The organism is Klebsiella sp. MPUS7 (genome assembly GCF_009905335.1).
GTDB lineage: Bacteria > Pseudomonadota > Gammaproteobacteria > Enterobacterales > Enterobacteriaceae > Klebsiella > Klebsiella grimontii.
In genome coordinates this window covers 2,989,447-3,013,767 of sequence record NZ_CP047604.1, presented here as the reverse complement: position 1 = coordinate 3,013,767, position 24,321 = coordinate 2,989,447, and the positions used below count along the sequence as shown (strand labels likewise).

At 57.5% G+C, this 24,321-nt stretch carries 22 protein-coding genes; 14 read left to right on the top strand and 8 right to left on the bottom strand.

The genetic code is table 11. The features are described 5' to 3' along the window. Positions 1–37: 37 nt before the first annotated feature. The 4 genes from GUC22_RS14050 (at position 38) to rimL (ending at position 4,928) form a co-directional block, all read left to right on the top strand. A complete protein-coding gene (locus GUC22_RS14050) occupies positions 38–1,546 on the top strand; it encodes a carboxylesterase/lipase family protein (protein WP_049086042.1) in 1,509 nt (502 codons plus the stop codon). A gap of 172 nt (positions 1,547–1,718) precedes the next feature. Continuing rightward, positions 1,719–2,342, top strand: a complete 624-nt coding sequence (gene ycaC / locus GUC22_RS14045; RefSeq protein WP_004138968.1) for an isochorismate family cysteine hydrolase YcaC — start codon at positions 1,719–1,721, stop codon at positions 2,340–2,342. A gap of 270 nt (positions 2,343–2,612) precedes the next feature. Beyond that, positions 2,613–4,268, top strand: coding sequence for a glucan biosynthesis protein D (locus GUC22_RS14040; RefSeq protein WP_148865475.1), 1,656 nt, complete (start codon positions 2,613–2,615; stop codon positions 4,266–4,268). A 75-nt stretch (positions 4,269–4,343) separates the two neighbouring features. Then, positions 4,344–4,928 (top strand): 50S ribosomal protein L7/L12-serine acetyltransferase, encoded by a 585-nt coding sequence (gene rimL / locus GUC22_RS14035; protein ID WP_004138964.1) that lies wholly within the window; start codon positions 4,344–4,346, stop codon positions 4,926–4,928. Positions 4,929–5,034: 106 nt separating this feature from the next. Here the strand turns inward: rimL and ydcK are convergent, their stop codons facing one another. After that, complete coding sequence (ydcK, locus tag GUC22_RS14030) at positions 5,035–6,015, bottom strand: YdcK family protein (protein WP_148865477.1); 981 nt, start codon at positions 6,013–6,015, stop codon at positions 5,035–5,037. Positions 6,016–6,125: 110 nt separating this feature from the next. On the opposite strand from ydcK, the gene tehA reads away from it, so the two are divergent. Next, positions 6,126–7,124, top strand: a complete 999-nt coding sequence (gene tehA, locus GUC22_RS14025) for a dicarboxylate transporter/tellurite-resistance protein TehA (protein WP_024358279.1) — start codon at positions 6,126–6,128, stop codon at positions 7,122–7,124. A gap of 2 nt (positions 7,125–7,126) precedes the next feature. Continuing rightward, the gene (gene tehB, locus GUC22_RS14020) at positions 7,127–7,723 is read left to right on the top strand and encodes a tellurite resistance methyltransferase TehB (protein WP_004138955.1); all 597 of its coding nucleotides are present in this window, start codon (positions 7,127–7,129) and stop codon (positions 7,721–7,723) included. Here the strand turns inward: tehB and pepT are convergent. Next, positions 7,720–8,949 carry a peptidase T gene (pepT, locus tag GUC22_RS14015; protein ID WP_148865479.1) on the bottom strand — a complete coding sequence of 410 codons (1,230 nt, stop codon included), beginning with the start codon at positions 8,947–8,949 and terminating at the stop codon, positions 7,720–7,722. The genes tehB and pepT overlap by 4 nt on opposite strands. A gap of 113 nt (positions 8,950–9,062) precedes the next feature. On the opposite strand from pepT, the gene GUC22_RS14010 reads away from it, so the two are divergent. Together GUC22_RS14010 and GUC22_RS14005 are read left to right on the top strand one after the other, a co-directional pair. Continuing rightward, on the top strand, positions 9,063–10,655 hold the full coding sequence (locus GUC22_RS14010) for an ABC transporter substrate-binding protein (RefSeq protein ID WP_024358277.1): 1,593 nt from the start codon (positions 9,063–9,065) through the stop codon (positions 10,653–10,655). A 138-nt stretch (positions 10,656–10,793) separates the two neighbouring features. Beyond that, positions 10,794–11,462: a DUF3313 domain-containing protein gene (locus GUC22_RS14005; protein WP_024358276.1), complete on the top strand. Its 669-nt coding sequence runs from the start codon at positions 10,794–10,796 to the stop codon at positions 11,460–11,462. Positions 11,463–11,550: 88 nt separating this feature from the next. On the opposite strand, the gene GUC22_RS14000 is transcribed toward GUC22_RS14005, so the two are convergent. Next, the gene (locus GUC22_RS14000) at positions 11,551–12,459 is read right to left on the bottom strand and encodes a DMT family transporter (RefSeq protein WP_004138947.1); all 909 of its coding nucleotides are present in this window, start codon (positions 12,457–12,459) and stop codon (positions 11,551–11,553) included. 183 nt (positions 12,460–12,642) lie between these two features. On the opposite strand from GUC22_RS14000, the gene GUC22_RS13995 reads away from it, so the two are divergent. Beyond that, positions 12,643–13,509, top strand: coding sequence for a helix-turn-helix domain-containing protein (locus tag GUC22_RS13995; RefSeq protein WP_024358275.1), 867 nt, complete (start codon positions 12,643–12,645; stop codon positions 13,507–13,509). On the opposite strand, the gene GUC22_RS13990 is transcribed toward GUC22_RS13995, so the two are convergent. Then, positions 13,489–14,655 carry a benzoate/H(+) symporter BenE family transporter gene (locus GUC22_RS13990; protein WP_024358274.1) on the bottom strand — a complete coding sequence of 389 codons (1,167 nt, stop codon included), beginning with the start codon at positions 14,653–14,655 and terminating at the stop codon, positions 13,489–13,491. The two genes, GUC22_RS13995 and GUC22_RS13990, sit on opposite strands and share 21 nt — an antisense overlap. Positions 14,656–14,847: 192 nt before the next feature. Between GUC22_RS13990 and GUC22_RS13985 the strand changes: the two genes are divergently transcribed. From GUC22_RS13985 to GUC22_RS13975, 3 genes are all read left to right on the top strand, one after another. Further along, positions 14,848–15,273, top strand: a complete 426-nt coding sequence (locus tag GUC22_RS13985; RefSeq protein ID WP_004138943.1) for a GNAT family N-acetyltransferase — start codon at positions 14,848–14,850, stop codon at positions 15,271–15,273. Positions 15,274–15,367: 94 nt separating this feature from the next. After that, complete coding sequence (locus tag GUC22_RS13980; protein ID WP_101868713.1) at positions 15,368–15,904, top strand: helix-turn-helix domain-containing protein; 537 nt, start codon at positions 15,368–15,370, stop codon at positions 15,902–15,904. A 248-nt stretch (positions 15,905–16,152) separates the two neighbouring features. Next, positions 16,153–18,117: a peptidase U32 family protein gene (locus GUC22_RS13975; protein ID WP_024358273.1), complete on the top strand. Its 1,965-nt coding sequence runs from the start codon at positions 16,153–16,155 to the stop codon at positions 18,115–18,117. 11 nt (positions 18,118–18,128) lie between these two features. Here the strand turns inward: GUC22_RS13975 and GUC22_RS13970 are convergent, their stop codons facing one another. The 4 genes from GUC22_RS13970 to GUC22_RS13955 form a co-directional block, all read right to left on the bottom strand. Further along, a complete protein-coding gene (locus GUC22_RS13970; protein WP_004138937.1) occupies positions 18,129–18,362 on the bottom strand; it encodes a DUF2554 family protein in 234 nt (77 codons plus the stop codon). A 168-nt stretch (positions 18,363–18,530) separates the two neighbouring features. Further along, positions 18,531–18,656: a DUF2474 domain-containing protein gene (locus GUC22_RS13965; RefSeq protein WP_064510575.1), complete on the bottom strand. Its 126-nt coding sequence runs from the start codon at positions 18,654–18,656 to the stop codon at positions 18,531–18,533. Further along, positions 18,656–19,666 carry a cytochrome d ubiquinol oxidase subunit II gene (gene cydB, locus GUC22_RS13960; protein ID WP_064410641.1) on the bottom strand — a complete coding sequence of 337 codons (1,011 nt, stop codon included), beginning with the start codon at positions 19,664–19,666 and terminating at the stop codon, positions 18,656–18,658. Before cydB ends, GUC22_RS13965 begins: the two co-directional genes overlap by 1 nt. Further along, a complete protein-coding gene (locus tag GUC22_RS13955; protein ID WP_160183585.1) occupies positions 19,666–21,063 on the bottom strand; it encodes a cytochrome ubiquinol oxidase subunit I in 1,398 nt (465 codons plus the stop codon). Before GUC22_RS13955 ends, cydB begins: the two co-directional genes overlap by 1 nt. A gap of 323 nt (positions 21,064–21,386) precedes the next feature. On the opposite strand from GUC22_RS13955, the gene GUC22_RS13950 reads away from it, so the two are divergent. Further along, complete coding sequence (locus GUC22_RS13950; RefSeq protein WP_024358270.1) at positions 21,387–22,799, top strand: PLP-dependent aminotransferase family protein; 1,413 nt, start codon at positions 21,387–21,389, stop codon at positions 22,797–22,799. Between the two features lie 364 nt (positions 22,800–23,163). Beyond that, positions 23,164–24,309: a putative ABC transporter substrate-binding protein YdcS gene (gene ydcS / locus GUC22_RS13945; protein ID WP_154933240.1), complete on the top strand. Its 1,146-nt coding sequence runs from the start codon at positions 23,164–23,166 to the stop codon at positions 24,307–24,309. Positions 24,310–24,321 lie beyond the last annotated feature (12 nt).

Here is a 24,321-nt window from a genome sequence, read left to right as displayed (position 1 = left end):
GTACTCTGCTGGCATGAGTCGTTAAAGGAAGCAGGCCATGCAGAATCCGTCTACCCCGCTGGTGAAAACCCGGCAGGGCACTCTATCCGGCACCTCGGAAGAGAACATTCATATCTGGCGCGGTATTCCCTATGCCGCGCCGCCCGTCGGCGATCTCCGCTGGCGCGCGCCGCAGCCTGCCGCCCGCTGGCAGGGCGTACGCCGGGCGGAGACTTTCTCGGCCTCCAGCTGGCAGGATATTGAATACTGTCGTGAGCTCGGCGGCGGCGATCCTGGCAGCTTCTCCGAGGATTGCCTTTACCTTAACGTCTGGTCGCCCGCTTCGCGCGCGCAGCCGCTGCCGGTGATGGTCTGGCTGCACGGCGGCGGCTATACCATCGGCGCGGGAAGTTTACCGCCCTATGACGGCAAAGCCTTAGCCTCCCGTGACGTCGTCGTGGTGACCGTCAACTACCGGCTGGGGCACCTGGGCTTTTTTGCCCATCCGGCGCTGGAGGAAGAGGAGGGCGAGCGCATCTATAATTTCGCGCTGCTTGACCAAATTGCCGCCCTGCAATGGGTTCAGGAGAACATTCACGCTTTCGGCGGCGATGCGGCCAACGTCACCCTGTTCGGCGAGTCCGCCGGGGCGCGCAGCGTGCTGTCGCTCATGGTTTCGCCGAAATCCCGGGGACTGTTCCATAAAGCGATTATCCAGAGCGGCTATACCTTGCCGGATCTGCCGCGGGAAAAGGCGCTGGCCAAAGGGCAGCTTATCGCTGAGCACTTCGCTTTACCGCAGGCCAGCGCCGAACAGCTGCGGGCGATTCCGGCAGAGGCGTTCTGGTCGCTAACCGCGCCGCTGACCATCGGCCCGGCGCCGATTGTTGGCGATACCGTGCTGCCCCAGCCGATGCTGGAAACTTTTTTTAGCGGGCGTCAGCATCCGCTGCCGGTGATGATAGGTTCAAACAGCGATGAGGCCAGCGTGATGGCGGTGTTTGGCGTCGATATCGCCGGACAGATTCAGAAGCTTCGCCGCGAACGCCGCTTGGGTCTCGGACTGATTAAACTGCTGTATTCCGGCGTCAAAGGCGATGAAGCGCTGGGGCGCGAAGTCTGCCGCGATATGGCGTTCACCACTCTGGGCTACGTGGTGATGCAGGCGCAGCAGCGGGTAGGACAACCGTGCTGGCGCTACTGGTTTGACTACGTTGCCGAGGCGGAACATCAGACCTATCCGCACGGCGCATGGCACGGGAATGAAGTGGCATACGTTTTTGACAACCTCGATCTTGCCGAGCCGGTACGCCAGTATGCTAACGATCGCGACCGGACCTTTGCCGGCCAGGTCGCCGACTATTGGGCTAACTTCGCCCGCGTGGCCGGTAACGGCTGCCACGATCTCCAGGGGCCGGTGCGCTGGCCCGCCAGCGTGCGCGGTCGGGATCGTTTGTTGCGTATTGGCCTGCATAAACGCGCTGGTTTTAAGGTGGAAAACCGCTTTATGCGCGCGCGGCTGGCGCTGTTTCGTCGGGTGATGAAGCATCATGTGACCCTGGATTAACGTTGCCTGGAAGATGCCCTGAGCCGCTGCGCGTTCTGTCAGTGGGACGATGCGTCCCACTTTCGGCGGCTAATCCTCAGCCAGTGGTTACACTATGATCGGTGCTGTTAACCCTACATCCGCGGAACCGGGGTTCTGACGGAAAATGTGCTGCTGAAATGAGGATGAAATCATGGCCAAACCGTATGTTCGTCTGGATAAAAATGATGCCGCCGTGCTGCTGGTCGATCACCAGACCGGATTGCTCTCTCTCGTGCGCGATATCGATCCCGATAAATTCAAGAACAACGTCCTTGCCCTTGGCGACCTGGCGAAGTACTTCGCTCTGCCGACCATCTTAACCACCAGCTTCGAAAACGGTCCGAACGGTCCGCTGGTGCCGGAGTTAAAAGCGCAGTTTCCGGATGCGCCCTATATCGCGCGGCCGGGCAATATTAACGCCTGGGATAACGACGATTTTGTGAAGGCGGTGAAAGCGACGGGCAAGAAGCAGCTGATCATCGCCGGGGTGGTGACGGAAGTCTGCGTGGCATTTCCGGCGCTGTCGGCCATCGAAGAGGGCTTTGATGTCTTTGTCGTGACCGACGCTTCCGGTACCTTCAACCCCATTACCCGCGATGCCGCCTGGGATCGTATGTCGCAGGCTGGGGTGCAGCTGATGTCGTGGTTTGGCGTTGCCTGCGAACTACACCGCGACTGGCGGAATGATGTTGAAGGGCTAGGGACGCTGTTCTCTAACCATATCCCGGACTATCGCAACCTGATGACCAGTTTTAACCTTCTGCAGCAAAAATAGTCGCTCTCGCGGTCAGCGTTCGTCTGGCCGCTTCCCTTCAGGTTTCGCTGGCGCTGTATTTCGTATGAAGCGTCGCCGCCTGGCGGAATCATCGCCGCTCTGTGGATATCGGCAATTCGGTCTGGTCCGGTGGACATATTTTTTTCACGCATTTCTGCCGTCAACAATTGGATTATCAATCGTTTTTGTCTAGAGTGAGCGACATTCACGACGCATGGGTTTGTTACGTCGCGTCTCAATTCACATATGAAGAAGGATGCTCTCTCAGGCATGAACCGCAGACGTTTTCTCAAATCCTCCATGGCTGTTGCCGCCGTATGCGGAACGTCAGGAGTCGCCTCTCTATTCTCGAAAGCCGCATTCGCCGAGGACTCAGGAATTGCCGACGGTCAGACCCGTCGCTTTGACTACTCCGTACTCCAGTCGATGGCCCACGATCTTGCGCGTCAGCCCTGGGGCGGCGCGCCGCGCGATCTGCCGCCAACCCTGGCAAACCTGACCCCCCAGGCCTACAACAGCATTCAGTACGACGCTGCGCATTCGCTGTGGAATAATATTGAAGAGCGCAAGCTGGACATTCAGTTCTTCCACGTGGGGATGGGGTTCCGCCGCCGCGTGCGGATGTTCTCCCTGGATTCACAAACCCAGCAGGCGCGGGAAATTCACTTCCGCCCTGAGCTGTTTAAATATAATGACGCCGGCGTCGACACCAAACAGCTGGAAGGCCAGAGCGATCTCGGCTTTGCCGGATTCCGCGTATTTAAAGCGCCGGAGCTGGCGCGTCGCGATATCGTCGCCTTCCTCGGCGCGAGCTATTTCCGCGCGGTGGACAGCACGTATCAATACGGACTGTCAGCCCGCGGCCTGGCGATCGATACCTTTACCGATACGCCGGAAGAGTTCCCTGACTTCACCTCTTTCTGGTTTGAGACCGTTAAACCGGGGGCGACGGTATTTACCGTCTATGCGCTGCTCGACAGCCCAAGCGTCACCGGCGCCTATAAGTTCGTCGTGAACTGTCAGGAGACGCAGGTGATTATGGATGTGGAAAACCACATCTACGCGCGTAAAGACATCAAACAGCTGGGCATCGCGCCGATGACCAGTATGTTCAGCTGCGGCAATAACGAACGGCGGATGTGCGACACTATCCATCCGCAGATCCACGACTCCGACCGCCTGTCGATGTGGCTGGGCAACGGCGAATGGGTGTGCCGTCCGCTGAACAACCCGCAGAAGCTGCAGTTCAACGCTTTCCAGGATAAAAATCCGCGTGGTTTTGGCCTGCTGCAGCTGGACCGCGACTTCTCCCACTATCAGGACATTATGGGCTGGTATAACAAACGCCCAAGCCTGTGGGTGGAGCCGCGCAACCAGTGGGGCAAAGGGGCCGTCAACCTGATGGAGATCCCGACGACCGGCGAAACGCTGGACAATATCGTGTGCTTCTGGCAGCCGGAGAAACCAGTGAAGGCCGGGGATGAACTGGACTTCCGCTATCGTCTCTACTGGAGCGCGCAGCCGCCGGTCCGTTCGCCGCTGGCGCGGGTGCTGGCGACGCGTACCGGCATGGGCGGTTTCCCTGAAGGCTGGGCGCCGGGTGAGCATTACCCGGATAAATGGACCCGTCGTTTTGCCATTGATTTTGTCGGCGGAGACCTGAAGGCCGTTGCGCCAAGAGGCATCGAGCCGGTGATTACCCTGTCGAGCGGCGAAGCTAAACAGATAGAGATTCTCTACGTGGAACCGTTTGATGGCTATCGTATCCAGTTTGACTGGTACCCGACCTCTGATTCGACCGACCCCGTCGAGATGCGCATGTTCCTGCGCTGTCAGGGGGAGGCGATCAGCGAAACCTGGCTGTATCAGTACTTCCCGCCAGCGCCGGATAAACGCAACTATGTCGATGACCGGGTCATGAAGTAATAGCCCGTCACTCCGCCCGCCGAGGTGACTCTGCGGGCGTTTCTCTTTTTATCAGACGATTAATCAGAGTGCGCCATGTCTGCCGAAAATACCGCTTCGATCGAACGCATCCCCGTCACCGCATCGCTCTCTCTGCGCGCGGTGGATGAGCGCTACGTGACGGAACTGCACCAATTGGTGATGAAAAACCAGCGCTGGCTCCAGCAATCGCTGAGCTGGCCCGCTGACGTGAGTCACGAAGACGAAACCCGCCGCCACGTGCAGGGCAACGTGATGCTGCACCAGCGCGGCTACGCCAAAATGTTTTTGCTCTTTCTGCAGGAAGAGATCGTCGGCGTGCTGTCGTTTAACCAGATTGAGCCGATCAATAAGACCGCCTACATCGGCTACTGGATTGATGAGAGCCATCAGGGGCAGGGGCTGCTCTCTCAGGCGCTACAGGCGCTGATGGACTCTTTTGCCCGCAGCGGGACGGTCCGACGCTTCGTCATTAAATGTCGGGTAGCAAACCAGAGAAGCAATCAGGTCGCCCTGCGTAACGGTTTCACCCTCGAAGGGTGTCTGAAGCAGGCCGAGTATCTGAACGGTTCGTATGATGACCAGAATATCTACGGGCGCATTATTGATTGTCGCTCTGAGCAGTTCCCGGGTCGCGGCTGACGCCTTACCCGGGCTACAGGCCGTCCGGACATGCAGCCCGGGCAAGGCGCGTTGAGCGCCGCCCCCGGGAACAGAGCAAAGGGGCGTGAAGCTGATAAACCACGCGTTAAAGAAAGCCGATGATGGGCGTGCGGGTAAAATGCTCGTCGCCGTTTATCACTTTCTCCCCGCGGATATAAATGGCGTCGCCCGCGCTGGCCTCAATTCGCGCCCGATCGCCGATCGTCACCTGATGTTCAATCACCACATCGCCGCAAATGACCGCATGGCCTTCAATTAACACGCTATCGTCAAGCAGGATCGGCCCGCCGCGCAGGTGCGCATGCCCGCCGACCATCACCCGATGCTTCAGCAGGCAATTTCCTTCGACCACCGCGTGCTCAGCCACCTGCGAACTGTAGCGCAGGGTGGGGATGGCGTCCTCTTCACGACCGGCGATAATCTTCGCGTTCCCGTATACCCTGGCGTTATCGCAGACCCAGACGTCGTTCTCATCGTTGCCTTCCAGCCGCGCCTGGTCGAAGATTTCCGCCCGATGCTCAACAAACGCGTGTTCGACAAAGGCGTCGCCGTAAATTTGCGCCTGGTGAACGATTCGCGATGCGCTGACCGTCGCCCGCTGATAAATGCGCAGGATTTTATCATTGTCGGCGGTCAGGCCTCGGGCGGCGATAATATGACAGTGGGGGAGGATGCGCGCATTGTCGGCCAGGTGACAATAACCGCGAATCTGCGAATGCGAAGCGGTGACGTTGTCACTTAATCGCGCACAGTGGCTAACGTGTACGCTATCCAGTCGGGCATTATCGCTAACGATCGCCCCCATGCTGATAATGCACTCGCCGGTTAAGCGCGCGTTGCCCTCGATTTTCGCACCGGCAAAAACGGCGCTATTGGCGTCATAAATCCAGCACTCGCCGCCGTGGCTCAGGGCGGCCTCATCATCGATCCAGCCGCCTTCGTCGCCGGTTTTCACATCGGCGAAATCTCGCAAGGCGACAATTTGCCTCATATTTACGCTATGTTTAATGCCGTCTGTCTGGTAGTGAAACGGGCGAACCTGTTCGCTGAGGGAATATTTGCGCATCGGCCTTACTCATTACATATGGTTAACATAAACATAGCAAAAAACGCCGTAGCGCGTTTTTGAAGGTTCTTTTAGAATGCAACTTAAGATAAATTGAAAGTTTAAACAAAATGAATAAAAAGCAGGGCGCGAGCCGGGTGCTGAATCTTCCGGCGGGCTATTTTGGTATGGTTCTGGGTCTTATCGGCATGGGCTTCGCCTGGCGCTACGCCAGCACGATCTGGCCGGTGAGCCGGATCGTCGGCGACGGTCTGGTGGTCGCGGCGACGGTTGTCTGGGTGCTGCTGGCGCTGGCGTTTATCGGCCGGGCAGTCCGTTTCCCGCACAGCGTACTACAGGAGATGCGCCATCCGGTCGCCAGCAGTTTTGTCAGCCTGTTTCCGGCCACCACGATGCTGGTCGCTATCGGTTTTGTACCCTGGCTGCGTCCGCTGTCTCTGGTGTTATTCAGCATTGGCGTAGTATTGCAACTGAGCTACGCGGCCTGGCAGAGCGCCGGGCTATGGCGGGGGAGCCATCCCAACGAGGCGACCACCCCGGGCCTCTATCTGCCGACGGTGGCAAACAACTTTATCAGCGCTATGGCCTGCGGCGCGCTGGGCTTTACCGACGCCGGGCTGGTGTTTCTCGGCGCCGGCTTATTCTCCTGGCTTAGCCTTGAACCGGTGATTCTGCAACGCCTGCGCAGCGACGGCGAACTGCCGATGGCCATGCGCACCTCGCTCGGCATTCAGCTGGCTCCGGCGCTGGTGGCGTGCAGCGCCTGGCTGAGCGTGAACGGCGGCGAGGCGGATACCTTTGCTAAGCTGCTGTTCGGCTATGGTCTGCTCCAGCTGCTGTTTATGCTGCGTCTGATGCCGTGGTACCTGCGCCAGCCGTTTAACGCCTCGTTCTGGAGCTTCTCGTTCGGCGTTTCCGCGCTGGCGACCACCGGCCTGCATCTCGGTCATCAGCATCCGGACGGCTTTTTCCACACTCTCGCGCTCCCGCTGTTTCTCTTTACCAATCTGATCGTTGGGCTGCTGCTGATTCGTACCTTCCTGCTGCTGATGCGCGGTAAACTGCTGATTCGCGTCGAACGCGACACGTTATTAAAAAACAAGGATTAACCATGACTCTTCGCGACGAAAATTACTTCACCGACAAATACGGAATGACCCGCACCCACTCCGAGGTGCTGCACGCCGCCACGCTGATCGCGCCGGGCAAGGCGCTGGATCTGGGCTGCGGCAACGGGCGCAATAGCCTCTACCTGGCGGCCAACGGGTTTGACGTTACCGCGTGGGATAAAAATCCGGCCAGCATCAGCAATCTTGAACGTATTCGTCAGGCGGAAGGGCTGGAGAATCTGCGGACGGCGATTAAGGACCTTAACGCCCTCAGCTTTGACGGCGAGTATGACTTTATTCTTTCGACCGTGGTGATGATGTTCCTGGAAGCGAAGACTATACCGGGTCTGATTGCCAACATGCAGCGCTGCACCCGTCCCGGCGGCTACAATCTGATTGTTGCGGCCATGGATACCGACGATTTTCCGTGCACCGTTGGTTTCCCGTTCGCGTTTAAACCGGAAGAACTGCGCAACTATTATGCAGGCTGGGCGTTGCTCAAATATAACGAAGACGTCGGTGAACTCCACCGCACCGACGCCAGCGGTAAGCGGATTAAGCTGCGTTTCGCCACGATGCTGGCGCGCAAGCCGGCTTAACGCGCCGCTAACAGGCAGAGCTGTAGCGCGGTCTGATAAGAGGCCTCAAAGGCGCGCAGCGGCAGAAACTCAAATTTTGAGTGGAAGTTGTGCGCGCCGGTAAAGAAATTGGGCGTTAATATGCCTTTTGCCGACAGGGCCGCGCCGTCGGTGCCGCCGCGCATCGGCGTCGGTTTTGGCGTGATGCCCAAGCTTTCCATCGCTTCAAATAGCAGGTCAATCGCGCGGCGGTCTTCGCCAACGGCGTTGCTGATATTGCTGTAAATATCGCTCACCTGGTATTCCACATTGCCCGTGGGATACTGCGCGGCGATTTTCTGCGCCACCTCGCCAATCTGCTGCTTACGGCGAGTAAAGCTTTCAAGGTCGAAATCGCGAATGCTGGCCTGCAGCAGGGTGCTGTTCTGATCGCCCTGGATGCCGTTAAACCACACGTAGCCCTCACGTCCGGCGGTATGCTCCGGCGTTTGCTGGCGATCGAAATGGCTCATGTAATCGGTGGCCATCAGCAGCGGATTCACCAGCACCCCTTTTGACGACATCGGGTGGGCGGTCACGCCGGTAAAGCGAATTTCCGCGGCGGCGGCGTTAAAGTTCTCATAGACGATCTCCCCGAGCTCGCAGCAGTCGATGGTCCAGGCAAAATCGACGGCAAAACGCGAGAGATCCAGCGCTTTTGCACCGCGCAGGCCCACTTCCTCATCCGGCACAAACGCCACCACGATATCGCCGTGGCGGTGCTCTGGCGTCAGGTTCTCCAGTACCGTCATCACTACCGTCACGGCGGATTTGTTATCCGCCCCGAGCACGCTGGTACCGTCGCTAAAAATAATCTCTTCATCGGGATAAGCGAGGATTTCGGGATGCTCGGCGACGCGCAGCCAGATCTCTTTTTCTCTGTTCAAACAGAGATCTTCACCAGTAAAACGCAGGATTTGTGGATGAATATCCGGCGACAGCCCGACGTCAACGGTATCGATATGGGTAATAAAGCCAATCCGCGGCGCGCCTGCGACATTGCCTCTTTTCACCGCCGTGACGGTAGCGTGCTCGTCGATCACAATCTCATCCAGCCCCAGCTGGCGTAGCTCATCCGCAAGGGCCCGCGCCATCGCGTATTGCCCGGCGGTGGTGGGCAAAGTCGCGGCTCGCGGGTCGCTTTGGCTGGTGATCGCCAGGTAGCGAAAGAAGCGTTGGGTTAATTGACTGGCCAGGGCTGATGACATAGTGATTCCTTCTTTATTCGAGTTTTCAGGTGTTTGCAATCAGTCTTTAGTGTTATGTATGGAAGGGAAAACAACAAGCTATTCATTAGCTGACAAATTAAAAAGGAAAACCTATGCAACGCAGATTCACGACGCTTGCTCTGGCGTTAGCGGCCCTGACGGCCAGCTCGGCCATTAGCGCAAAAACGCTGGTCTACTGTTCAGAAGGGTCGCCGGAAAATTTTAACCCTCAACTCTACACCTCCGGGACCAGCGTGGACGCCAGCGCGGTGCCCGTTTATAACCGGCTGGTCGATTTTAAAGCCGGCACCACGGAACTGGTGCCGAGCCTCGCCGAAAGCTGGGAAGTCAGCGAAGATGGCAAAGTTTATACTTTCCATTTACGCAAAGGCGTTAAATTCCAGAGCAATAAATATTTTAAACCCAGCCGAGATTTTAATGCCGATGACGTTATTTTTTCGTTTATGCGGCAAAAGGATCCTCAACACCCTTATCACAATATCTCCAGCGGTAATTATTCTAATTTTGAGAGCCTGGAATTTGGCCAGTTAATTACCGCAATTGATAAGCCCGATGAATATACGGTGCGTTTCACGCTGGCCCATGCCGAAGCGCCATTTGTCGCCGATCTTGCCTGGTATTTCGCCTCTATTTTATCAGCGGAATATGCCGATGCGATGTTAAAAGCCGGTACGCCAGAGCGCGTGGATATGGATCCGATTGGCACCGGTCCTTTCAAACTCGCTCAATATCAAAAAGATTCCCGTATTCTTTTCACCGCGTTCCCGGAATACTGGCAGGGGAAGGCGCATATCGATCGTCTCATCTTTAGCATCACGCCGGATGCCTCGGTACGTTACGCCAAACTGGAGAAAAATGAGTGTCAGGTGATGCCGTTCCCCAATCCGGCCGATCTGCCGCGAATGAAAGAGAACAAGGCGATCAACCTGATGAGCAAAGCGGGCCTTAACACCGGCTTTCTTGCTTTTAACACCCAAAAAGCGCCGCTGGACAACGTTAAGGTGCGCCAGGCCTTAGCGATGGCGATTAATAAACCGGCGATCATTGAAGCGGTGTTCCACGGTACCGGTACGGCGGCGAAAAACCTGCTGCCGCCGGGCGTATGGAGCGCGAATAGCCAGCTTAAGGATTATGAATACGACCCGCAGAAGGCCAAAGCGCTGCTGGCGGAGTCAGGCGTTGCGGGGCCAATTAGCATCGATCTGTGGGCAATGCCGGTGCAGCGGCCCTATAATCCGAACGCCAAACGTATGGCCGAGATGATTCAGGCCGACTGGGCGAAAATCGGCGTGCAAACTAAAATCACAACCTATGAGTGGGGTGAATACTTAAAGCGGGTGAAGGATGGCGAACATCAGGCGGCGCTGATGGGCTGGACCACCGCCACCGGTGACCCGGATAACTTCTTTGGCCCATTATTTACCTGCCAGTCGGCGAATGGCGGGTCTAACTCGGCAAAATGGTGCTATCAGCCGTTTGATAAAATTATTGCCGAAGCAAAATCGATAACCGATCGCCAAAAACGCGAAGCGCTCTATCTTCAGGCGCAGCAGATGATGCATGACCAGATGCCGGCCGTGATGATTGCCCACTCAACAATATTCGAACCGGTACGTAAAAACGTCTCCGGTTATGAAATTGATCCCTTTGGCAAGCATATTTTTTATCAGGTTGATATTAAATAAACAGCTAAAGACAACCCGCCAGCAACGGCGGGTTTATTTTATTGTGCTACTTGACGTAGCACCACTTTTGCCACAAAACTTACCCCTGTTATTTGCTATAACTCTTACCAAAAATGGTATTCACAGGGATTAACCTATATGCGAACTCAGTTATTTTTTAAAGTCGCCGCGCTCGCTGGCCTGTTAGCATTGGCCGGCTGCTCATCAAAAATCGCTAAGCCGGAACAATATTCGGGATTTTTAAAAGATTACTCTAACTTAAAAGAAACCACCTCGGCGTCCGGCAAACCGGAACTGCGCTGGATTTCTCCGGATTACAATCCGAGCAACTATGACAACGTTGTTTATAATCCAATCACCTACTACCCGGTACCGAAACCGACCACTCAGGTGGGCGAGAAGGCGCTCAGCGACATCCTGAATTACACCAATAAAGAGATGAAACAGGCGATTTCCGAGCGTAAACCGCTGGCCACCACCGCAGGTAAGCGCAGCCTGATCTTCCGCGGCGCCATCACCGGCGTGGATTCCAGCAAAGAAGGCCTGCAGTTCTACGAAGTGATCCCGGTCGCGATGATTATCGCCGGTACCCAGGCGGCTACCGGTCACCGTACTATGGATACCAACCTGTACTTCGAAGGTGAACTGATTGATGCGGCGACCAAAAAGCCGGTCATCAAAGTGGTCCGTAAAGGCGAAGGTAAAAACTTGTCCAACGAAAATACGCCGCTCACCGTCGAGACGCTGAAGCAGGTGATTGACGATATGGCGATTGACGCGGTGAAATTCGATCCGAATAACCGCTAAGCAAGGGTCGTCGTCAAGTAAAGGCGCTATTCGTTGATAGCGCCTTTTTTATTGGCTTACCCTCAGCCTCAACGCAGCGTCCACGCCGTTACGAGCGAACCTGGGCCGGCCTGCGACGTAGCAGCCACTGCTCCGGACGCGCAAACATCACCAGATTTCCCACCAGGATCAGCGCCAGCCCGGCCACGGCGTTACTATGCCAGACGTAGCCTTCATAAAAGGTGGAAATCGTCAGGGCGACGAGCGGAAACAGCAGGGTGCTGTATGCCGCTTTCCCTGCGCCGATGCGCCCCACCAGGGTGAAGTAGGCGCCAAAAGCTATCACCGAGCCAAAAACGGCCAGATACAGTAGCGCTCCCATATAGCTCAGCGTCCACTGCGGGGCAAAATTATCACCACGTATCAGGGCGATAGCGCCCATGACCAGGGTGCCGTAAAGCATGGCCCAGCTGTTGGTGGTCAAGGTCTCCAGGCCGCGGCGCTGGTGGCGGATGCTGAGCATATTGCCGAGTGAAAAGCCATAGGTTCCCAGCGCGCTGAGGGCGATACCCAGCAGCAGCGAGGCGTTCAGGCCGCTGGCCCATAAATCATCCCAGAATAGCGTCACGATCCCCGCCAGGCCCAGCGCGGCGGCCAGCCAGAAACGGCCAGGAGGCTGCTGGCGATAGAAGAGAAAGCTGTTGATCGCGTTAAACAGCACCGCCATAGAGAAGATCACCGACTCAAGGCCGGTATTGATATACGCGGCGGCGGTATAGAAACACCAGAAATTAAAACAGAAGACGCAGCAGCCCTGCAGCAGACAGAAGACATGGTCGCGCGCGGCCAACGGGCGCAGGCGGCGGGTAACCAGCAAAATGGTCAGCATCGCGACGCTGGCGACGGCAAAACGCCAGAAAATGGACACCGGCGCGGCAACCGGCCCCTGCTGTAAAAAGATAGCAATCCATGTCGTGCCCCAGATAACCACGACCAACCCGTAGAGTAATGCGTTCAAAATGTCTCTCCTGTGAGTGTTGTCGCGATCATTCTGCGGCCTGGCACCGCGCGGCGCTGTCATCTGCTTGTTGCCGACTTGCAAATTCTTGCGCTTATTTTTAGCCAGCGGCGGGGGAATGCTGGTATCTGCCAGCGACTCTTCATAGACTAGAGATCTGCGGAATCAGAAGTGTGAAGGGCTATGGCTTACGGGACTTTCGAAACATTGCGTCAAAAAAATGCCGTGCTGCGCGAGACGGTGAAGCTCAACTCCGGTATTCAGCTGGCGGCATGGTATAACAATCTTGATACTATTACGGTACAAAGCGACCACCATACCCTGAGCCTGTATATTGCCGATGGCTACGAAAGTTACCAAAAAACGCCCCACGGCTGGAAAAACGGCGGCGGGCCGGACCGTTTCTGCCTGATGCCAAAAGGCGATGAGAGCACCTGGGATATCCGCGGCGATCTCTCTTTTGTACATCTTTACTGCACCGATGAACACCTGCGCCGGGTAGGCGAGCAGATTTGGGATCGCAGCCCGGCCTCGTTCACGCTGCAGGAAAAAACGTTCTCCAGCGATGACAAAATCACCGCTGTCTATCGCCAGTTTCTTCTCGACAACGACTGGCAGCAGCAGGCGAATCAGCTGACGTTGAGTTCGGCCAGCACGCTGCTGCTCACTCACCTGATTCAGCACTATTCGAACGTCCAGTGGCGTCTACCGACGGTGACCGGCGGGCTGGCGCCGCACGTCTTGCGCAATCTGCTGGCATGGATTGAGGAGCATCTGGATCGGCCGCTCACTCTCGCCGATCTGGCGCAGGAAGCGGCGCTGAGCGAATACCATTTTGCGCGGATGTTTCGCCAGTCGATGAAGATGGCGCCGCATCAGTACGTGATGCAGCGCCGGATGGTGAAAGCGCAGGAGTTGATTTACTGCAGCCAGATGTCGTTAACCGATATTGCGATGGCCTGCGGGTTTAGTACGGCCAGCCACTTTAGTCACCGGGTGAAAAGCGCCACCGGCCTGACGCCATCGCAGCTACGCGCGGCGCAGCGTTGAGAGCAAAACGTAGCTGACGCCGCCGAGAACCAGTCCCCAAAATGCAGAACCGACACCGCCCAGCGTCACGCCGCTGGCGGTGACCAGAAAAGTCACCACCGCCGCATCGCGCTCACTCTCCTGATTCAACGCCTGAAACAGACTGCCGCTGATGGTACCGAGCAGCGCCAGCCCGGCAAGCATCTGGATCCACGCCATCGGCAGCGCCGACATCAGCGAGGTGATAGAGCCGCCAAATATCCCCGCCAACAGGTAAAAAACGCCCGCCGCCGCTGCCGCGAGCCAGCGCTTTTGCGGGTCCGGATGGGCTTCCGGGCTCTGGCAAATCGCAGCAGTTATCGCGGCGATGCAGATCGAGTAGACGCCAAAGGGAGACAGCAGCAGCGCCAGGCCGCCGGTGGCGACAATCAGCGGCGAAACCGGGACCCGGTAGCCCGAGGCCTGAAGGGTGGCGAATCCGGGGGCGTTTTGCGACGCCATGGTGACGAGGAAAAACGGCACGCCGACGCTGAGCAACAGCGCTGGCGTAAATTCAGGCGCAATCCAGGACGGAGCGACGAAGCTGAAAGCTATTTGTGACGTTGTCACTTCTCCGCTAAACCCGGCTACCGCGCCGCCTGCCAGCAGGGCGGCCACCACCGCGAAGCGGGGAAGCCAGACTTTGCACAGCAACCAGACGGCGAACATACTGCCGCAGAGCAGCAAATTTCCCTGCAGGCTGGCGAAAGCCTGCATGCCGAAGCGCAGCAAAATCCCGGCCAGCATCGCCGCCGCCAGCGAATGAGGGATGATTTTCATTAGCCTGGCAAAGATGCCGGTGACGCCGCAAAGCACGATTAAGGCGTTGGCAAAAATAAAGACGCCAACCGCCTGGGAGAGTGTGACCCCCTGCAGGCCGGTGACCAGCAGCGCGGCGCCTGGCGTCGACCACGCGGTCAGGATGGGCACCTTCCGCCACAGGGTGAGCGCCAGCGTACTGACGCCCATCCCCAGGCCTAAGGCGGTCATCCAGCCCGCGATTTGCGAAGCATCGGCGCCCGCCGCCGCCGCGGCCTGCCAGATGATCGCCGCGGAGCTGGCGTAGCCGACCAGTACGGCAACGAAGCCGGCCAGCAGGGTCGGGAAAGGGAGAGTAAAAGAGCGCATGGTTGTGCCTTGTGCGTTATAACGGTCGATATAATTTAGCATTGTGCGCTATAGCGCACAACCGGCTTTGTTTGGGTTCTGCGCTGGGGACGGCGGGGTGGGACAGAACAAGCGAGGCTATCCGATCTTGACATTACCGAGCGAAACGCAATAGATATCTCTGCAAATCAATCACCAGGGAAACAAGCCACCATGGTTACGACCAGAACAGCGAAGGAGGTCGATGCGCCCGGCCTGCTCGTGCTTTTTCAACAGCTCGGCTATTCGGTAGATTTAGACAACCTGCAATCCTCATTACGGGAATATAATCCCTGCCGCTACGCGTTGATTGCCGAGGTAAAAGAACGCTTATCCGGGGTGATTGTGGTGAACCTGATTGAACCGATGCATGAAAAAGGACGCTGGGGGCTAATTTCGGCGCTGGTGATTGATGAGTCGTGCCGGGGCATGGGAGTGGGGCGAATATTACTGGCTGAAGCCGAACGGATCGCTGCCGCCAGCGGTTGTAGCCAAATTGAACTCTCCAGCAGCGAACGACGAGAACAGGCGCATAAGTTTTATCAGAACAACGGCTATAAAGAAGTCAGAAAACGCTTTTTAAAATCGCTTATCTCATGAAAGCCAGAAGGGTTGTGAAAACGCCTACTCGGTTAGCCCCTGTAGAATCAGACGAATGCGCGTATAATTCCCGCAGAGATGATTGGGAGGTTGAATGGATATTGCGCAACACCTGTCGGCAACGTTAAAAACGCAGCGTCAGCTGCGCGGCTGGAGCCTGTCGCGCCTGGCGGAAGAGACCGGCGTGTCGAAGGCGATGCTGGGCCAGATTGAACGCAACGAATCGAGTCCGACGGTGGCGACGTTATGGAAAATCGCCACCGGGCTTAACGTGCCGTTTTCCGCCTTTATCGTTGCCGATGACGCCGCCGAACCGACGGCTTTTGATCCCCAGCAGCAGGCCATGGTGGTGACGCCGCTCTTCCCGTGGGACCCGGTGCTGCGTTTCGACCACTTCTCCATTACCCTTGCCCCCGGCGCGCTGAGCGAGTCAACGCCGCATGAGCAAGGGGTTATCGAACATGTGGTGGTGATTAGCGGCGTACTGGATCTTTGCCTGCAGGGGACGTGGCTGACGCTGCAGCCCGGCGAAGGGCGGCGCTTCGCCGGCGATTTAGCGCACGCCTATCGCAATAGCGGGGCGCAGACCGCCCATTTCCATTCGCTGATCCACTATCCGAAAGAGAAATAAAAAAGCCGCGAGCAAACTCGCGGCCAGGCAAATGACTGAGACAGCAAATCACAACGTGACGAGGAAAATCCGGAATACGTGATGACTCTATCCTCAGGCGCTTTTTCTGGGAAATATCTTTTCCTTCAATGCTTTGCTAAAAACTGAAAATTCCTCCCGCCGCGGCGATGGAAAATGTTTTGGTCTGTGCCCAGTTCTGACTACAATAGCCGCCATTTCGACCCCCTATAATGGATAACGACGAGCGTATGCGCCTGCAAAACCATCATCTTGAACTACTGAGTCCCGCCCGCGATGCCGGGATCGCCCGTGAAGCGATTTTACACGGCGCGGATGCGGTCTATATCGGCGGGCCGGGCTTTGGCGCGCGCCACAACGCCAGCAATAGCCTGAGCGATATCGCCGGCCTGGTGCCGTTTGCCCATCGCTACGGCGCGAAAGTGTTCGTGACCCTGAACACTATTCTTCATGATGATGAACTGGAACCGGCGCAGCGCCTGATAACCGACCTGTATGAAACCGGCGTGGACGCGCTGATTGTCCAGGACATGGGGGTGATGGAGCTGGATATTCCGCCGATAGAGCTGCACGCCAGCACCCAGTGCGATATCCGCAGCGTCGAGAAAGCGAAGTTTCTCTCTGACGTCGGCTTCAGCCAAATCGTGCTTGCCCGCGAGCTGAATCTTCAGCAGATCAAAGCGATTTACGATAATACCGACGCGACCATTGAATTCTTTATCCACGGCGCGCTGTGCGTGGCCTATTCCGGGCAGTGCAATATTTCCCATGCCCAGACCGGGCGCAGCGCCAACCGCGGCGACTGCTCGCAGGCCTGCCGTCTGCCCTATACCCTGAAAGATGACCAGGGCCGCGTGGTGGCGTACGAAAAGCATCTGCTGTCGATGAAGGACAACGATCAGACCGCCAACCTGGCCGCGCTGATCGATGCCGGGGTGCGCTCCTTCAAGATTGAAGGCCGCTACAAAGATATGAGCTATGTGAAGAACATCACCGCGCACTATCGCCAGATGCTCGACGCCATTATTGACGATCGCGGCGACCTGGCCCGCGCCTCGTCGGGGCGGACCGAACACTTCTTTGTCCCGTCGACGGACAAGACCTTCCATCGCGGCAGCACCGACTATTTTGTCAATGCGCGCAAAGGCGACATTGGGGCTTTTGATTCACCGAAGTTTATTGGCCTGCCGGTGGGTGAAGTCCTGAAAGTCGGCAAAGATTTTCTCGACGTTGAAGTGAGCGAAGCGCTGACCAACGGCGATGGCCTGAACGTGATGATTAAACGTGAAATCGTCGGCTTTCGCGCCAACACGGTGGAGAAAACCGGCGAAAATCGCTATCGCGTATGGCCGAATGAGATGCCCGCGGATTTATACAAAGTGCGTCCGCACCAGCCGTTAAACCGCAACCTCGATCATAACTGGCAGCAGGCGCTGCTGAAAACCTCCAGCGAGCGCCGCATCGCCGTCGATATCGAGCTGAGCGGCTGGCAGGAGCAGCTGGTCCTGACGATGACCAGCGAAGAGGGCGTCAGCGTCACCCACACGCTGGACGGCGAGTTTGCCGAGGCGACCCAGGCGGAGAAAGCGCTGGCGAACCTGCGCGATGGCGTGGCGAAGCTTGGCCAGACCCTTTACTATTCGCGCAAGGTCGAGATTAACCTGCCGGGCGCGCTGTTTGTACCAAACAGCCTGCTGAACCAGCTGCGCCGTGAAACGGCTGAAATGCTCGATGATGCCCGTCTGAAGGCCGTGGCGCGCGGCAGCCGCAAGCCGGTTTCCGTTCCGCCGCCGGTCTATCCGGAAACGCATTTGTCGTTTCTGGCTAACGTTTACAACCACAAAGCGCGCGAGTTTTATCAACGTTACGGCGTACAGCTGATCGACGCCGCCTATGAAGCCCACGAAGAGAAGGGCGATGTGCCGGTGATGATTACCAAGCACTGCCTGCGCTTTGCCTTCAACCTGTGTCCGAAACAGGCCAAAGGCTCGATTAAGAGCTGGAAAGCGACGCCGATGCAGCTCATCCACGGTGATGAAGTGCTGACGCTGAAGTTCGATTGCCGGCCGTGCGAAATGCACGTGGTCGGTAAGATAAAAAATCATATTCTGAAAATGCCGCTGCCGGGCAGTATCGTGGCGTCCGTGAGCCCCGATGAGCTGATGAAAACGCTGCCGAAACGCAAGGGCGCCTGATAACGAAATCGCTACTGGTAGTGATGCATTTTCGGTTTTCGCGCATTCTGCCAGCGGTGATGTTCGCGCAGGTCGGAGGCGGCTTCTTCCGCCTGGCTGCGCAGTTCATCGCTATCGGCTTCGTGCTGTAACTGCTGTTCGAGACTCTGTACCGGGAAGAAATCGTGCCCTTGTTTGCGGGCCAGCACGTGCCCGGAAAACAGGGCGCACACCAGCAGTAACGTCGAAACGCTTCTCCTGAACATCTCTTTTTCCATGCTATCGGCGAATGGGGTTACTATGCCCGGAATGGGTTGAGTTTATCTCTGCGGTTATCAAAGAAGAGAAAAGCCTTTGTCAGCGGCAACTGACGGAGGGCGAAAAAAAGCCCGACGGCGTGCCGTCGGGCCGAACTCACAACGATACGCGCGCGATCACGATTTCAATCCGGCGGCCGTCATCAGCAGCCGAAATCCCATGCTCACCGCCGCCAGCGCCAGCACGCTGCCTCCCCACAGAGCGACCATCCATAATGTCCGCTTAAGCCATACTCGTTGCATCAGTGATACCCCTCGCCGTGTTGAACTTTGCCGCGAAAAACGTAGTAGCTCCAGAAGGTATAGCCGAGGATCACCGGCAGAATCAGCAGCGCGCCGACCAGCATAAAGCCTTGACTTTGCGGCGGCGCGGCGGCCTGCCAGAGGGTAATGCCCGGCGGAATAATATGCGGCCAGATACTGATCCCCAGTCCGCTAAAGCCGAGAAAGATCAGCCCCAGCGTAAGAACGAACGGTAGCAGGTGGCTGGCGCTGTTGTGAAGCGCTCGCCATAGCCAGGCGCTTATCGCCGCGACCAACAGCGGCACCGGCAGCAGGAAGAACAGGTTAGGTAAGCTAAACCAGCGCTCGGCGATGGCCGGCTGCGCCAGTGGCGTCCAGATACTGATGGCGACGATTGCCGTCAGCAGCGCCAGCAGCAAACCGCGCGCGGTGACGCGCATATTGTGGTGCAGCGCATTCTCGCTCTTCATCACCAGCCAGCTGGCCCCCAGTAGCGCATAGGCAATGCACAACCCCAGGCCGCAGAACAGGGTAAACGGCGTCAACCAGTCAAACATTCCGCCGCTGAAGCTGCGGCCGTTGACCGCGAAGCCGTTGATCACCGCGCCGACGACCATCCCCTGGGTGAAGGTGGCCAGAATCGACCCGCCCATAAAGGCGCGATCCCAGAACGGGCGGTGCGATGGCGTCGCGTTAAAGCGGAATTCAAAGGCGACGCCGCGGAAAATAAGCCCGATCAGCATCAGGGTGAGCGGGATCGCCAGCGCGTCGATAATCACCGCATAGGCCAGCGGAAACGCGCCGAACAGGCCCGCGCCGCCGAGTACCAGCCAGGTCTCGTTGCCATCCCAGACCGGCGCGACGCTGTTCACCATGACGTCGCGGTCGGAAGCGTCCCGCGTGGTAGCAAATAAAATGCCGATGCCCAGATCGAAGCCGTCCATCACGATATACATCAGGGTGGCGAAGACGATAATCACAAACCAAATAACCGATAAATCGATACCCATTACCAGGACTCCTTCTGCTGTGCATGATCGGTAGCGGCGGAAAGGGGGCGCGCTGGCGTCCCTGACGCGGGCGGCTGCGCTTCCTGCGGCCCTTTGCGAATCAGACGCAGCATATAGCTATAGCCGACGCCGAATACCGAACCGTAGACGACGATAAACGTCAGCAGACTGATCGACATATGCAGGTCGCCGTGCGCCGAGACGGCATCCGCGGTGCGTTGTACCCCGTAGACAACCCACGGCTGGCGGCCCACCTCGGTGGTCACCCAGCCCGCGAGGATAGCGATAAGTCCCGATGGCCCCATCCACAGCGCAAAGCGTAAAAAGGGTCTGGAATGATACAGGCGGCCGCGATAGCGCAGCCATAGCGCCAGCGCACCGAGCAGGATCATCAGCATCCCTAGCCCGGCCATCAGGCGGAAGGACCAGAATACGATGGTGGCGTTAGGCCGATCTTCCGCGGCGAACTCCTTCAGCGCGGGCACCTGTTTATCCAGGCTGTGGGTGAGGATCAGGCTGCCGATGGCCGGGATTTCCAGACCATAGCGGGTACGCTCCTGCTGCATATCCGGCCAGCCGAACAGCAGCAGCGGGGTGGGCTCACCGGGGATATTTTCCCAGTGGCCTTCAATCGCCGCGATCTTCGCCGGCTGGTGCTTGAGCGTATTCAGCCCGTGCATATCGCCAATCATGGCCTGAATGGGGGCGACAATCAGCGTCATCCACAGCGCCATGGAGAACATCGCGCGAACGGCGGGCGTATTGTTGCCCCGCAGCAGGTGCCAGGCTGCCGAGGCGCCGACGAACAGCGCGCTGCTGAGAAAGGCCGCCACCGACATATGCAGCAGGCGGTAGGGGAATGACGGGTTAAAGATCACCGCGAACCAGTCCACCGGCACCACCTGGCCATTGACGATCTCAAACCCCTGCGGCGTTTGCATCCAGCTGTTGGAGGCGAGGATCCAGAAGGTGGAGATAATCGTCCCCAGCGCGACCATACAGGTGGCGAAGAAGTGCAGGCCCGGCCCGACGCGGTTCCAGCCGAACAGCATGACGCCGAGGAATCCGGCTTCCAGGAAGAAGGCGGTCAGGACTTCATAGGTCAGCAGCGGGCCGGTAATGCTCCCGGCAAACTCGGAGAACCCGCTCCAGTTGGTGCCAAACTGGTAGGCCATCACCAGGCCGGAGACCACCCCCATACCGAAGTTGACGGCGAATATTTTCGACCAGAAGTGGTACAGCGAGCGCCAGGTCGGGTTTTTCGTTTTTAACCATAAGCCTTCGAGTACCGCCAGGTAGCTGGCTAATCCGATGGTAATGGCGGGGAAGATAATATGAAATGACACGGTGAAAGCGAACTGGATCCGCGCCAGGTGAAATGCATCAAGACCGAACATGCAGAGCTCCGCAACAAAATTGATTCAGCGCAATTCTAGGCTTCGTTGATAACGGGTTGCAGGAACAGAAACGCTGTTTTTCCCTATAACAGTTGGGGTCTGTTATGACATTTTGGCAAAACGCAGAATGGCGCTCTCCCGGCCTGCGCTGCGCTTAGCCGGGCTACGGGCTCGCCGTCTGCGGGGCGGTAACCCGGACAGGCGCGTCAGCGCCGCCTCCGGGAATGTGTTATTTCACTACACACCATAACAGTTTTTATAAACCACCATCATTTCTCATCTGATATATTATTGACCCTACGAATCGCAACACGGATCGACTGATGAAAAAGTACCAGCGGCTGGCGCAGCAGATTACCGAACAGATCGCGCTTGGGGTGTGGTTACCCGGCGACAGGCTGCCCTCGCTGCGCGAACAGGTGGTAAGCAGCGGAATGAGTTTTATGACCGTCAGCCACGCCTATCAGCTGCTGGAGAGCCAGGGACGTATCATCGCCCGCCCGCAGTCCGGCTATTATGTCGCGCCGCAGCCCACTAAACCGCGTCAGCCCGCGCCGCCTGCGCAGGTAACGCGTGATGAGGCGGTGGATATCAATACCTACATTTTCGAGGTGCTGCAGGCCAGCCGTCAGGCATCGATGCTGCCCTTTGCCTCCGCGTTTCCCGACCCGCGCCTGTTCCCGCTGCCGCAGCTCAACCGATCGCTGGCGCAGGTGAGCAAAACCGCTACCGCCATGAGCGTGATTGAAAATCTGCCGCCGGGGAATGATGAACTTCGCCACGCCATTGCCCGACGCTACGCGCTGCAGGGAATGAATATCTCGCCGGATGAAATCGTCATTACCGCCGGGGCGCTGGAGGCGTTAAACCTTAGCCTGCAGGCCGTCACCGAACCCGGCGATTGGGTGGTGGTGGAAAACCCCTGCTTCTACGGGGCGCTGCAGGCGCTGGAGAGGCTGCGCCTCAAGGCGCTGTCGGTGGCGACCGACGTCAAAGAGGGGATTGATCTCGACGCGCTGGAGCAGGCATTGCAGAACTATCCGGTTAAAGCCTGCTGGCTGATGACCAACGGGCAAAACCCGCTCGGTTTTACCCTCAGCGCGGGGAAAAAAGCGCGGCTGGTGGCGCTGCTGGCGCGCTATAACGTGATGCTGATTGAAGATGATGTGTACAGCGAGCTCTACTTTGGCCGTGAGAAACCGCTGCCGGCAAAGTACTGGGATCGCGACGATATGACGCTGCACTGCAGCTCCTTCTCCAAATGTCTGGTCCCCGGATTCCGTATCGGCTGGGTGGCGGCGGGTAAGCACGCCCGACGTATTCAGCAGCTACAGCTGATGAGCACCCTCTCTACCAGTTCGCCAATGCAGCTGGCGCTGGTGGATTACCTCTCGACCAAGCGCTATGACGCCCATTTGCGGCGTTTGCGCCGCCAGCTTGCCGAGCGCAAGCAGCTGGCCTGGCAGGCGCTGCTGCGTCATCTTCCGGCAGAGGTGAAAATTCATCATAGCGATAGCGGCTATTTTCTCTGGCTTGAGCTCCCCACCGGGAGCGATGCGGGGGAACTGAGCGCCCGCGCGCTGGCGTATAACATCAGCATTGCGCCGGGGAAAATGTTTTCCACCACCGCCAGCTGGACCGCATTTTTCCGCTTTAATACCGCCTGGGGCTGGGGCGAAAAAGAAGAACAGGGGGTTAAACGGCTGGGCGAACTGATTCGCGAGATGCTGACCTGACTAAAACTGCGCCCGTCAGGCATGCGCGGCAGCGGTTAAAAGGGAGGGCACCACGCTGCGGTTTTGTTTATATCCGGCAATTATCCGCTGCCGAAAAATAAGCCACGGAAGGCTCTCAGGTATCATGCCGGTTATTATTTTACCGGCACGAGCCATAGGAAATTTGCATAGTCGTATTATCTCGCTAACTCCTTGTCTATAATCCATAAAGTTATCGCGTGAATCTCGTTTTTTGCGTAATGCGCCCCTTGTCACAACCTGAATAAATTCCCCGGGGGGCCATAGCGCGCCGTCTACTGTTATTAAGGGAGATATTTTTACGGCACGGCTGCCGCTCATTTTCTTGTGACAGGAGTAAGACCCGATGAGCAATAAAATTGCCCGTGGCAGCCTATGCGTGCTGGGTATGGTTTTCCTGACGGCGCAGGCCGCCGAGCCGCCGACTTCTCTCGATAAAGGCGAAGGCCGTCTCGATATTATCGCCTGGCCGGGATACATCGAACGGGGACAGACCGATAAAAGCTACGACTGGGTCAGCCAGTTTGAAAAAGAGTCAGGCTGTCAGGTCAATGTTAAAACCGCCGCCACATCCGACGAGATGGTCAGCCTGATGGCGAAAGGCGGTTATGACCTGGTCACCGCCTCCGGCGACGCTTCGTTGCGCCTGATTATGGGCAAACGCGTACAGCCAATTAACACCGCGCTGATCGCCAACTGGAAGTCCCTCGACCCGAGGGTGGAAAAAGGCGCGTGGTTCAACGTCAACGGTAAGGTTTACGGCACTCCGTACCAGTGGGGGCCGAACCTGCTGATGTACAACACGAAAACCTTCCCGACGCCGCCGGATAGCTGGAGCGCGGTGTTCGTCAAACAAAACCTGCCGGACGGCAAAACCAACCTGGGCCGGGTGCAGGCCTATGACGGGCCGATCTATATTGCCGACGCTGCGCTGTTTGTCAAAGCCACTCAGCCGCAGCTCGGCATCACCGATCCCTATCAGCTCACCGAAGCGCAATATCAGGCGGTACTCAAAGTTCTGCGCGATCAGCACGCCCTGATTCATCGCTACTGGCACGATACCACCGTACAGATGAGTGATTTTAAAAACGAAGGCGTCGTGGCCTCCAGCGCCTGGCCGTATCAGGCCAACGGCCTGAAAGCGGAAGGCCAGCCGATTGCCACCGTTTTCCCAAAAGAGGGCGTCACCGGCTGGGCGGATACTACCATGCTGCATAGCGACGCAAAACATCCGGTCTGCGCCTATAAATGGATGAACTGGTCGCTGACGCCGAAAGTCCAGGGCGATGTCGCCGCCTGGTTTGGTTCTCTGCCGGTGGTTCCAGAAGGGTGCAAGGCCAGTACGCTACTGGGAGATAAGGGCTGCGAGACCAACGGCTACAATGAGTTCACCAAAATCGCGTTCTGGAAAACGCCGGTCGCGGAAGGCGGGAAATTCGTGCCCTACAGCCGCTGGACCCAGGACTACATCGCGATTATGGGCGGTCGTTAAGTGGCCGGAGGC

What these genes read in the sequence shown, in the direction of transcription:
- GUC22_RS13950 (WP_024358270.1), top strand. Translation starts at nt 21,387, where the DNA reads ATGAAAAAGTACCAGCGGCTGGCGCAGCAGATTACCGAACAGATCGCG.
- ydcK (WP_148865477.1), bottom strand. Translation starts at nt 6,015, where the DNA reads ATGCGCAAATATTCCCTCAGCGAACAGGTTCGCCCGTTTCACTACCAG.
- GUC22_RS13980 (WP_101868713.1), top strand. Translation starts at nt 15,368, where the DNA reads ATGGATATTGCGCAACACCTGTCGGCAACGTTAAAAACGCAGCGTCAG.
- GUC22_RS13990 (WP_024358274.1), bottom strand. Translation starts at nt 14,655, where the DNA reads ATGCGCTCTTTTACTCTCCCTTTCCCGACCCTGCTGGCCGGCTTCGTT.
- rimL (WP_004138964.1), top strand. Translation starts at nt 4,344, where the DNA reads ATGTCTGCCGAAAATACCGCTTCGATCGAACGCATCCCCGTCACCGCA.
- GUC22_RS13970 (WP_004138937.1), bottom strand. Translation starts at nt 18,362, where the DNA reads ATGTTCAGGAGAAGCGTTTCGACGTTACTGCTGGTGTGCGCCCTGTTT.
- GUC22_RS13975 (WP_024358273.1), top strand. Translation starts at nt 16,153, where the DNA reads ATGCGCCTGCAAAACCATCATCTTGAACTACTGAGTCCCGCCCGCGAT.
- GUC22_RS14050 (WP_049086042.1), top strand. Translation starts at nt 38, where the DNA reads ATGCAGAATCCGTCTACCCCGCTGGTGAAAACCCGGCAGGGCACTCTA.
- GUC22_RS13955 (WP_160183585.1), bottom strand. Translation starts at nt 21,063, where the DNA reads ATGTTCGGTCTTGATGCATTTCACCTGGCGCGGATCCAGTTCGCTTTC.
- GUC22_RS14010 (WP_024358277.1), top strand. Translation starts at nt 9,063, where the DNA reads ATGCAACGCAGATTCACGACGCTTGCTCTGGCGTTAGCGGCCCTGACG.
- ydcS (WP_154933240.1), top strand. Translation starts at nt 23,164, where the DNA reads ATGAGCAATAAAATTGCCCGTGGCAGCCTATGCGTGCTGGGTATGGTT.
- tehA (WP_024358279.1), top strand. Translation starts at nt 6,126, where the DNA reads ATGAATAAAAAGCAGGGCGCGAGCCGGGTGCTGAATCTTCCGGCGGGC.
- GUC22_RS14040 (WP_148865475.1), top strand. Translation starts at nt 2,613, where the DNA reads ATGAACCGCAGACGTTTTCTCAAATCCTCCATGGCTGTTGCCGCCGTA.
- pepT (WP_148865479.1), bottom strand. Translation starts at nt 8,949, where the DNA reads ATGTCATCAGCCCTGGCCAGTCAATTAACCCAACGCTTCTTTCGCTAC.
- cydB (WP_064410641.1), bottom strand. Translation starts at nt 19,666, where the DNA reads ATGGGTATCGATTTATCGGTTATTTGGTTTGTGATTATCGTCTTCGCC.
- tehB (WP_004138955.1), top strand. Translation starts at nt 7,127, where the DNA reads ATGACTCTTCGCGACGAAAATTACTTCACCGACAAATACGGAATGACC.
- GUC22_RS14005 (WP_024358276.1), top strand. Translation starts at nt 10,794, where the DNA reads ATGCGAACTCAGTTATTTTTTAAAGTCGCCGCGCTCGCTGGCCTGTTA.
- GUC22_RS13965 (WP_064510575.1), bottom strand. Translation starts at nt 18,656, where the DNA reads ATGCAACGAGTATGGCTTAAGCGGACATTATGGATGGTCGCTCTGTGG.
- ycaC (WP_004138968.1), top strand. Translation starts at nt 1,719, where the DNA reads ATGGCCAAACCGTATGTTCGTCTGGATAAAAATGATGCCGCCGTGCTG.
- GUC22_RS13995 (WP_024358275.1), top strand. Translation starts at nt 12,643, where the DNA reads ATGGCTTACGGGACTTTCGAAACATTGCGTCAAAAAAATGCCGTGCTG.
- GUC22_RS13985 (WP_004138943.1), top strand. Translation starts at nt 14,848, where the DNA reads ATGGTTACGACCAGAACAGCGAAGGAGGTCGATGCGCCCGGCCTGCTC.